The organism is Paenibacillus sp. J22P90, from assembly GCF_059692195.1.
In genome coordinates this window covers 82,597-92,525 of sequence record NZ_JCAUAY010000015.1, presented here as the reverse complement: position 1 = coordinate 92,525, position 9,929 = coordinate 82,597, and the positions used below count along the sequence as shown (strand labels likewise).

At 42.8% G+C, this 9,929-nt stretch carries 6 protein-coding genes; 2 read left to right on the top strand and 4 right to left on the bottom strand.

The annotated features are described in order from the left end of the window. Nucleotides 1-568: 568 nt before the first annotated feature. Nucleotides 569-1,960 carry an S-layer homology domain-containing protein gene (locus tag AC58UX_RS30900; RefSeq protein WP_497259918.1) on the bottom strand — a complete coding sequence of 464 codons (1,392 nt, stop codon included), beginning with the start codon at nt 1,958-1,960 and terminating at the stop codon, nt 569-571. A gap of 453 nt (nt 1,961-2,413) precedes the next feature. Here AC58UX_RS30900 and AC58UX_RS30895 point away from each other — a divergent pair, with 453 nt between their 5' ends. Both AC58UX_RS30895 and AC58UX_RS30890 read left to right on the top strand, forming a co-directional pair. Beyond that, nucleotides 2,414-3,574, top strand: a complete 1,161-nt coding sequence (locus tag AC58UX_RS30895) for a sensor histidine kinase (RefSeq protein ID WP_497259917.1) — start codon at nt 2,414-2,416, stop codon at nt 3,572-3,574. 5 nt (nt 3,575-3,579) lie between these two features. Continuing rightward, nucleotides 3,580-4,221: a response regulator gene (locus AC58UX_RS30890; RefSeq protein ID WP_497259916.1), complete on the top strand. Its 642-nt coding sequence runs from the start codon at nt 3,580-3,582 to the stop codon at nt 4,219-4,221. Between the two features lie 39 nt (nt 4,222-4,260). Here AC58UX_RS30890 and AC58UX_RS30885 read toward each other — a convergent pair whose 3' ends face one another. From AC58UX_RS30885 to AC58UX_RS30875, 3 genes are all read right to left on the bottom strand, one after another. Next, nucleotides 4,261-4,917: a M48 family metallopeptidase gene (locus tag AC58UX_RS30885; protein WP_497259915.1), complete on the bottom strand. Its 657-nt coding sequence runs from the start codon at nt 4,915-4,917 to the stop codon at nt 4,261-4,263. Further along, nucleotides 4,917-5,624 carry an alpha/beta fold hydrolase gene (locus AC58UX_RS30880; protein WP_497259914.1) on the bottom strand — a complete coding sequence of 236 codons (708 nt, stop codon included), beginning with the start codon at nt 5,622-5,624 and terminating at the stop codon, nt 4,917-4,919. Before AC58UX_RS30880 ends, AC58UX_RS30885 begins: the two co-directional genes overlap by 1 nt. A gap of 109 nt (nt 5,625-5,733) precedes the next feature. Then, nucleotides 5,734-9,909, bottom strand: a complete 4,176-nt coding sequence (locus AC58UX_RS30875) for an S-layer homology domain-containing protein (protein ID WP_497259913.1) — start codon at nt 9,907-9,909, stop codon at nt 5,734-5,736. Nucleotides 9,910-9,929 lie beyond the last annotated feature (20 nt).

Genomic DNA, 9,929 nt, shown 5'->3' with positions numbered 1-9,929 from the left:
TAATATACCATGTTTACTTTTAATGTGCAACTACTTTTTTTTGAGTTACTTTCAGTTGCTCTCACCAGCCTGTCTTGCGGCCGGAGTGATAATATAGCATGGTTTCGACAAAGAATGCAATGTTTTATTTTTCCAATTTCAAAAAAAAAAAAAAAAAAAAAAAAAAAAAAAAAAAAAAAAAAAAACATTCTCTACATTAACTCCGCTCCGACAAAGACTGATTCAACTTCGCCTTCATATCCTCATAACGATCCAATAGAGGCAGCAACTGCTTCCGTGTTAGCGACATTGGCCGCTTATGATTTCTCCGTCATCAGCAAATCCTTGATCTCGCGCAGCAGAGCCTCATTCATATAAGTAAAGAAGGGCATCTGTCTCAAACGCTTGCGCGGGGGAACGATTTCATTAACCTTATTAACAAAAAAGAGACCTCATCCATTGGACGATGCCTCTCTCACTATTTTGACTATGAAATCTCAATTAAGGTTTGATTACTTAGCAGCCTGCTTCCCAACCTGCTCCCAATCCGCAGCCGTATAGTTGCCCATATACCATAAGGAAACTGCCTTCAGCTCATAGTACTTTGCCAGCCAAATTTTCTTGGCGATGCTTTGGGAATCTTCGTAAAGCAGCACATGGCTGCCGCGTTCGTCTGTTTGGAGATGCCGAGCACTAGCTTTTCCTTAGGTATAGATTGAAGCGCTATTAGGACCGTATCGTTCACTAATGGCAAAGGTGCAGATGGCAGCATATTATCATCATGTGTGAAGTCATAAGCCATCAGGATCACTGTATCGGCTAGCTTGCCAATCTCTTTTAAATCATATCCTTTATAATAATAGATAGGAGGCACAGCAACCGACAGCGTCAGCGAACCTAACTGCCCTTTCAATTCCTGAAGAAATTGGGTGAAATCGGCCGCACTTGCCGCATCTCTCAACCCTTCAAAATCAATGCTGACTCCTGTAAATGTGTAGGCCGGATCTTTCAAAGTACTGAGCAATGAGACGATAAAGCTCGTCTTCGCAGGCTTATCTTTTAGAAAATCTTTTAAATTCGCACCATCATAAAATACCATCAGTTCCTTCGTGAGCTGAGCAGTATTCGCAGCTGCGACGACCTCCTCATAACCACTTGGCACGCGATTCACCGTTGAGCTGATGTTCAATGAAGCTGTTCCAGCGCTGCTGTATGACAAGTTAGACCAACCAAAAATAACGTTAGAAAGCTTATTCATCTGCTGAAGCGCGGAATAGGACTGGATGGCATAATAGCCTGTGAAATCGATTTTTTGTTCACCAATATGCTTATCAATCAAACGATAAATAACAGCAGCTGCCTGTTTGCGAATTAATGACTCTTTCGGGTTAAATCCTGCCTGATCACCCTCCATAATGCCTCGATGGGCTGCGTAATACACATAAGGCCGCAACGCTTCGTCGATGGCTGAATCATCTTTAAATCCTCTAACGCTCTGCTCCTTTTTCCACTCCGTGGACAGCCATTGTTGACGAACTGCTTCACTCTCGGAGTCTAGCAACGATTTGCCTACGAGCATAGCCACTTCTTCTCTAGTTATCGTCTGCGCAGGATGGAATAATCCCTCACGATCGAGCAAACTATCCAGCCATTGCTTATCGTAAGCAACAGAAATATAAGGGGCCGACCATCGGTCCTTCGCAACGTCTGCAGGCATACGCCCAAGGGCTGCTTGATTCTCTATTTTTCCTGCCATAACGAGCAACTTAATAAAAGCCTCTCTAGACAAGTCATCATTCGGTCGATAGGTTTGATCCTCGTAGCCGTTAATAATGCCTAATGCGGATAATGTGTAAATTGGATCTTTGGCATAGTCTTGTTCCTCATCTTTGAAGGACTGGAGCTGCACATCGTACGCAAATGCGGTATTTGCAAACAATAGCACAAGCAGTGTGCCCATTAAGATTGCCTTTTTCAACATAACCTTCTTCTTCCCTTTCCCCTATAGCAGCGATTGCTAGCATTGAATTTTATAAGCAACATACTAATAGACGCTTGGGGAGCGTGTTTAGTTCCGCTGAGAATATCTGAGAAAAGATATAGATTATAACATTTCCTACTTTTTCGTCTTCTTTCAAGTCGTAGTCCCTCCTACTCAGGGTTACGTTCCAACAGTGATCGAATGGGTAAATATAAACTCAATATTAGAAGAATGCCGCCTAATACGTTCCATAAAATTAACAACATATGGACATGCCTCCCTAGATGTCAAATTCCTCTATTTTCATTATAAATAATTCTAAAGACCTATCCAAGATGAAAAAACTCACTGAAAATGCAGTTCATTCGTCATTTCTCGACCATTTTATATGACTTAAGTCATGTTTGTGGTAAAATAAGTGGAAAATATATCATTCTACTCGAGGGCGACACGATGGATGTACAACTAAGTAAAATCATGACGCTCATCTTGCATATTTTTGTGGCAGGCTCAACTTTCTTCTTATTGCTCCACACGAGCAAGTTTTCAGTTGGACTTATGCTGCTTGCATGCACATATGTCGCTGTCGTTCTTCTGCGAGATTATGTCTGGAAGATTGCGTTGCACGGAAAGACGGGCATGCTGTTTTTGTGCGGGCAATTTGCTCTAGCCCTACTGATCTGCGTATGGTCAGAAACGTATTTCTCACAAATCTATCTTTTGATTCTCGTTGGCGAATTTACCTTTCATCACGCCAGGAAACATGCCATTATCTTTACCATAACAACCTATGTCTGCAACCTACTCGGCGTTATGATGTATCGTCAGTTTCCGCCTTTTGAGGAAATCTACTTTCTGATTCCTAGAGTTATCGATTTCCTTGCTATTTTCGGGATGAGCCTGCTTGCGAGGATTGCGGTTCAACAAAAGAATCAACTGGCTATAGACAATGAACATCTCAGAATCGCCTCTATTGCGCTGGAGCAAAAAGCAAAATTACAAGAACGGACACGAATATCCCGCGATATTCATGACTCCGTCGGACACACGTTGACATCCGCGTTAACTGGTTTGCAGACAGCCTCACATGCACTAGAGAAAAATCATGTTCCCCTTGCCAAAGAGATGATCGATAGAACGAAAGAAAGCATCCTCAGAGGACTGAATGACGTGAGAAGCTCCGTCCATGTGTTGCGTGAGTGCTTCCCCGATCACACGTTCATACCTGAGCTTATTCGTTTAATCAACGATACAAAGAAACAAACCGGCGTGGAAATTGCATACACAATAGACACAATGTCGCCTGATCTCACACCCATTATTGAGCTAACGATCTATCGAGCTTTACAAGAGGGGCTTACGAATGGCATTCGTCACGGAATGAGTACCTATTTCCGATTTTCATTGACCTATCAGGAGGAGATCATTCGGTTTGTTTTATCCGATAATGGTCATCCACCGACGCCTCCAATTGTTTTTGGCTATGGATTATACGCGATGAAGGAAAGAGTGAAGGATGTTGGAGGTACGTTTGTCGTAAACAATCCTGGTTCAGCTGGCGGAGTAACGCTGGATATATCTATACCCTTCGTCGAAAATGATCGGAAGGAGTGATCGCATTGACTCGAACTACCATTCTTATCGCAGACGACCAGCCCCTAATCCGCGACGGTTTAGCAGCAATTTTAAGCATGGAGGACGAATATACTGTCGTAGCTACAGCTGGTGATGGGTTGTCCACCCTTGCACAGGTGCAGATGCATCAGCCCCAGCTTGTTCTGATGGATATCCATATGCCAAAGCTAGATGGGCTAGAGGCTACCAAACGAATAAAGGCTGAATTCCCTGATATCAAGGTACTCATTTTGACCACATTTGAGGATGAAGCGTACATTTGGGAAGCGATACGTCAGGGAGCTAGCGGCTATTTGGTTAAAGGTGTCGAGACGAAGAAAATACTGGCTACCATTCAGGTCTGCTTAGACGGTGGCATTACGTATCCCCTGAGTATTCAGCCGCGACTTGTCCAAGCGCTACGTACGTCAGAAGTGCAAAAGCTAGATGTTAAGTGGCCCGATTTATCCGTACAGGAACGGAATATATTAAGGAGCTTAAAGCTAGGAAAGTCTAATCAAGCTATCGCTTCTGAACTATTTTTAACCACGGGAACTGTGAAAAATTATTTAAGTGCCATTTATAAAAAGCTGAATGTCACTGGCAGGTCAGAAACGATCGCTTATTTGCATGAGCATGAACTGTAGGGTGTATTGAAAAAGGAGCCACGTGGGCTCCTTTTTTATTTAAAGCGTCATCGCCTGCCCATAGCGGGCTAGGTACGCTTCCTTCTCTTTATAATCCGGCATGATTCCCCCTACTCTTCTCCAAAAGGAACGATCATGATTCATATGCAAAAGATGGCATAGTTCATGAACGATGACATAGTCAATCACCTCAACAGGCGCCATCGCTAGGCGGTAATTGAACGTTAGCTTTTTATCCGAGCTGCAGCTCCCCCACTTCGTCCTCGACTCATCGATCTCGATCGTCTTCGGCTTTACTTTCAGTTGAGCTTGAAACGACTTGATGCGTTCCCCGATCACCTTCTTGCAGCTAGCGAAATAAAACTTCTTCAGGTTAATTTTCAGCTCGTCCTCGGTGAATCCATTCGTTTCAATTAACTCATGGAGGAAATGATATTTCCCGAGATGAAGGAACTTGCCTTCGTCTTCATATTCCCTGACTTTAGGGATAGGCTGCCGCGCTCTGGAGATAGCGTTTAGCTTGTCTAGTATTGACTTGCTGTGTTGTTTAACAGCGTTAATGATTACATCCTGACTGGTTTCGTTAGGAGCTTTGACGGTGATGAAACCTGTGTCACTAATGTGGATGTAGAGCTTTTTGCGTTTGCCGTATTCGACGTTGACGTCTATGGTTGTGGTGTCCAGTTCAATTTTCATTATGACTTATCTTTCGTTTTAATAAATTCAATGATGTGATCAACCGTTTCTTTTTGCTGCTGTTCACTTGAGATCGTCGCGGTTCCATCGCCTTTTTGATGGCCGTAATTGCCAAATTGCCCATGGTTCCCGCCTTCGATAACGAACACATTCTCTTTGTAGGTGATCTTCGATTTGTCCAATACACTATCTTTCGAGCCATAGATGGTTAGCGCATTGTTCGGCGGAATGTCACCATAAATATAAGCGCCAAGCAAAACAAGTCCCTTGATCTTATCTTGATGCTTAGAAGCGTAATTGCTTGCCATTGCTCCGCCTAGTGAATGTCCACCGATGTACCAGTTTTTAATTTCGGGAAGTTTGCCAAACACCTTATCAGCAGCATTGCTATTAAAAACTGCAAGGTTAAACGGCATATCAACAAGCACACAGGTTATCCCGTTTTGACGTAGTTTTTCGAGCATGGGTAGGTAAGCAATATGTTCGACCTTTCCGCCAGGATAGAAAATGAAACCCGTTTCGCTCGGCGTTGAAGGCTTAAGAATGGTGAACTTGCCATCTATTGTGATCGTCTTTTCGTTGACCAAGGCGTCTGTGGAAACGTCGACCGCATGATAATAATTAGACACATAAATTGTAAATGCAACTACGAGTAGAAGAACAAGGGAAAGCAGTGAAATCAGCGTTGTTTTGAGCCATTTTTTCATGTGTTGGCCTCCGTATGTTGGTAGTATATGCTATTTCTTAATGATCTACGAAATAAAGACAGAATGCAAACAAAAACACACTTGGATACCAAGTGTGTTTTTGTTTGTGCTAGTTCGTCGTTGGCCATTCCGCATTCTGCAGCAGCTTATTCAACAATACTGCCGTTTGTCCACGGGTGGTGGCCGCATCTTTTTCAAAAGAGAAGCCTTTCGATTCATTTAAAATGTTCGATTTTACAGCCAACGCTGTCGCGTCAATTGCCCACTCATCTACTTGCAAGGATAATCCCTTCAAGCGCAACGCATACCTTCCACGCTCTGATTCCTCTAGCTTCGTATCCGCGTTAATGAATTTCAGCGCATTACTGATCATCGTGATTGCTTCTTGATGCGTAATGCTTCGCGTTGGACGGAAAGTGCCATCTTCATAGCCACTGATGAGCCCCGCATTTACGGCCGTATAGACAGCCTTAGCAAACCAATCCTCCGATTTCACATCTGTAAAATCTTTAAGTGCGCTGCTGGCTGTCTTCAAGCCCAGACCTCTTCCTAGAAGTGTTGCAAATTCCGCTCGGGTTACACTCGCTTCCGCACGGAAAGAGCCATCTTCAAACCCCTGAATAACACCGCTAGCTGCTAGAGACTCAATATCATCTTTGGCAAAATAGTCATCTTGCACATCTGCAAACTGTTTATTCGCTTTATACACGGTATAAATGGAGTTACCTTTACGCCATAGCGTTGCATAGGCAGGTTTGCCATCTTTGTCCAAGGTTATTGTCATAGGGACGGAAATCAGCGTTTTCGTAGCAGGATCCCACACAGCTCCGTTAAGCTTTTCGCCTGGATTCAATGTCAGATCTTTCGGCAAAAGAATGACATGCCCTACGAACTCGGAAAAAGTATCAATGTTCGCAACTGTTTTATTACTATCCATCAACGTGAGTTCATAGGATAAAGCCTTACCTACACTTGATCCGCCGTTAGCAGCGATCTTTTTCTCCAGATCTTGTTGCTCTACAGCTGGCAGCCCATCCACACTGATCTTAAGGTTCATTGAATCGGTACCGCCATGCGCATCGACTGCCTCTTGAAGTACAGTAAAAGGAATCCGAGTCGTTCCTACACTTGTATTAAAAACTAATATAGCGTCTTTCCGTTTATCGGTAACTTCGTCTAACAAACCAGCGCTGATTTGGAAATCATAGCCCTCTGCGCTTGTCTTGACGTCGATCGGAATCTCACGATTACCATTCTTGACTTGGTTTTCAGCGAGTTTCTTCAATTGATTAGCATCAATGCTGGATGTGATACGGATGTTACCATTTTGAACGACGATGTCCCATTTGAATGATTCAACTGGTCCTCCACCGCCGCCTCCTCCACCGCCGCCGCCAGCGGGTGCAGGTTCTTTGTCGTAGTCTGCTTTTACTTTGGAGCTGCTAACCGTATTGCGTTGGAGCGTAACATACACACTGCCCGCCTCAGCCCCTAACTGTGGAACATTAAAGCTAATGGAAGAAGCGTTCTGCCCCCGAACGGAACCCGTTAAGAAAGCATTCACTGAATTCGCGTCACGGTACACGTTAACAACATCGTTTTCTTGCAGCCCCGTTACGGTAATCGTATCTTCCGTGCCTGATTTATTATTTGTGATGTTAATCTGTGTTGGCAGTAGAGTAGGAGCTTTAATCCAATCTTGCAGATCTATGACTGTCGGCAGGCTCTCTCCCGTTGGCGTAACGCCATAGATCGCAAGCTTGGTTGCACCGTTTGGTATTTGGGTGTTCATAGGAATGCTGGTGTGGTACTCACCTACGTTATTCCTAGGCAAGCTTAGGATTGGTTTGATTTTCTTCAATTGATCATTCGTAAAATAAACATCATAGCGTGAAATCGTTGTGTTCACAGCAGAACGATCAGCAAAGAAATATAAGTATCCTCCAATTTCTCCCGCTTCACCATCAAGATCGTTATTCCAGCTTTGAGTAATCCCAGGAAGCTGCTCAACTATCGCGGAGCTTGGCACTTCTCCCAACACATTATCGGCAATCGTATAACGACCCACTAGTAATTCTTGTCCATCTGCATTTCGTGCCCGGAGCTCAATTAGCTTGGCATTCGCTGGAATTTGATATTCTTGTATATCAACACTATATTGCTGTTGTCCTTTAGCCAATGTAAAGGGGGCGCCTATAGGTTCAAATAATGCGCCATGGAACCGCACCACATAGCTTTCAATATTTGCTTCATTTACCATCGGCGTCCAGCGTAAGGTACCATTAATATGACCGGCTCGATTGTCAGCATCTTCAAAGTAATCATTTCCTATTGGTACCGACGTTCTATCCCAGAATCCGAAGTAAAACCCTTGCGAACTTTCTCCCTGATCATTCTTGCCATAAATACCGAATCTTTGTGCCCCACTTGGCATCGGATAGCCACTAGGGAATAATACTTCGTAGCTTGGAAGATTTACGCCTTGAAAGATACGTCTCAAATCCGTTTTCGGTATTTCTGCAATAGCTTTCAACTTGGTATTATTAGCATCGACAAAATAAAGACTGTAAGACGTGGCGGGTGAAGGTTCTGTGGATGCGTCATACCACAGCATTGTTCCCTCGATTGTACCTAGTGTTGTATCTTGATCTTTAAACGACGCATCTCGTAACACAGGAGCTGGTATTGATGAATTGCCACCTGGAAGAACTGGGCTATTAGATGTATTGTCATATATTTGCATAGTATATACTGCTGATCCTATATGACCTGATAAATCTTTCAGGCACAAATTCACAAAAACAGCGCCTGACGGTAAAGTATTATTGGGTATCTCCACTATATACGGATTATTTATGGCTTGCTGCTTGGAAACACTTATTGTTTGACCTAGCGCTGTCCCATTGCTATTAGTAAATGTTAACTCATATCCGGAATAGTTGATTTCCGAAGAAATCGTCCAAGATATTTTGGGATGAATTTGGCCACGCGTTGGATTTTGATCTTCAAATACGTAATTAATGTAGCTAGCTTCTGCTCCGCTACCGCCTCCGCCGCCTGATCCTCCACCGACATTTACAGCGAAAACTGTAATCGTAAAGCTATAGAGCCCGCCATTATATCTCAAAGCAAATGTTGCTTCTCCTTGATTAAGGGCTGTAATTTTCTTCGTCGTACGATCAAAAGAAATAGCTTTATGTTCATCATTAGAGTAAGTTATTGACTCAATCTGATAATTCGTAGCTTCCTCCGATGTACCATCAGTAAATCTATTAAATACTTTAAAATCAAGTTCTTGACCGACAGCCATATATTCAGCGTTCGTCTTTAAATGCGGACCGCTTCTGAGTTGGACATAATCAAAATAGGAGACACTTTGAGATTCAAAGAAATACTCAATGCCGTTTTCAACGGTGTATTCCCCTTTTACAAAACCCAGAGTAAGATCAAACGAATATGTTCCTTCGTCAGGCAACTTTATCTCTTCCCCGCTACTTGAAGAAGATAAACTCAACGTATAGGTATGATTCTTTATCATAAACCCAGAAGTCTCTAGTGTTATTTTATTGATTAAATAATTAGGATTATGGACAAGCTGCTCATAACCTTCCATTCTATTAATATTGGTTATAGTCACATCATTGCCTATCGTGTCATCACGCAGTTTAAAATCTGAAACCTCAAGTTTTGTAAAATCAATTATTGATTGGTTAACAACCATTGGTAATCCTAGTTGAATAGCATTAGATACATTGCTAGCAGGTGTAAAGCTAACGAGATCGCTAGACGGTGCTATCGCATGATTAGCATCTAAGGCCGATAAGTACTGCTTACCCGCTATACGGTAATAGCCAAGTCTAGTATTATCACCATAATATCGAACATCCCCACTTGCATCTACTTCCTTCGTAAATTCTTGCTGGGTCTCACCATCCGATGCCTCGATCTTCTCAGGCGCCGTGTTGGATGTATAGCCAAATTCCATTATATTAACATTTTTAAATTTTTGATTCTGGTCATCATAACCATAGTAAGGACCAAAAAGCCATTCCTTCACCTTGTCCCCATCATAAGTAATGGAAGTTACGGATCCATTATTCGTTACGCCTACAGATACCTTAGTAGGATCTTTCACATAGACGTATCCCCGTAATTTCCCATCCTGCGCTGACCACATAAAAAAACCAGGAAACGCATACGAAACCGTTGGCAAACTAATTTGAAGGATAAATATTACAATTATTGCAAGGCTAATCTTTTGGAAAATAGTTTTCCAAGACTTCATAACTTGTGAGCCACCTTTTT

What these genes read in the sequence shown, in the direction of transcription:
- AC58UX_RS30900 (WP_497259918.1), bottom strand. Translation starts at nt 1,960, where the DNA reads ATGTTGAAAAAGGCAATCTTAATGGGCACACTGCTTGTGCTATTGTTT.
- AC58UX_RS30895 (WP_497259917.1), top strand. Translation starts at nt 2,414, where the DNA reads ATGGATGTACAACTAAGTAAAATCATGACGCTCATCTTGCATATTTTT.
- AC58UX_RS30885 (WP_497259915.1), bottom strand. Translation starts at nt 4,917, where the DNA reads ATGAAAATTGAACTGGACACCACAACCATAGACGTCAACGTCGAATAC.
- AC58UX_RS30880 (WP_497259914.1), bottom strand. Translation starts at nt 5,624, where the DNA reads ATGAAAAAATGGCTCAAAACAACGCTGATTTCACTGCTTTCCCTTGTT.
- AC58UX_RS30875 (WP_497259913.1), bottom strand. Translation starts at nt 9,909, where the DNA reads ATGAAGTCTTGGAAAACTATTTTCCAAAAGATTAGCCTTGCAATAATT.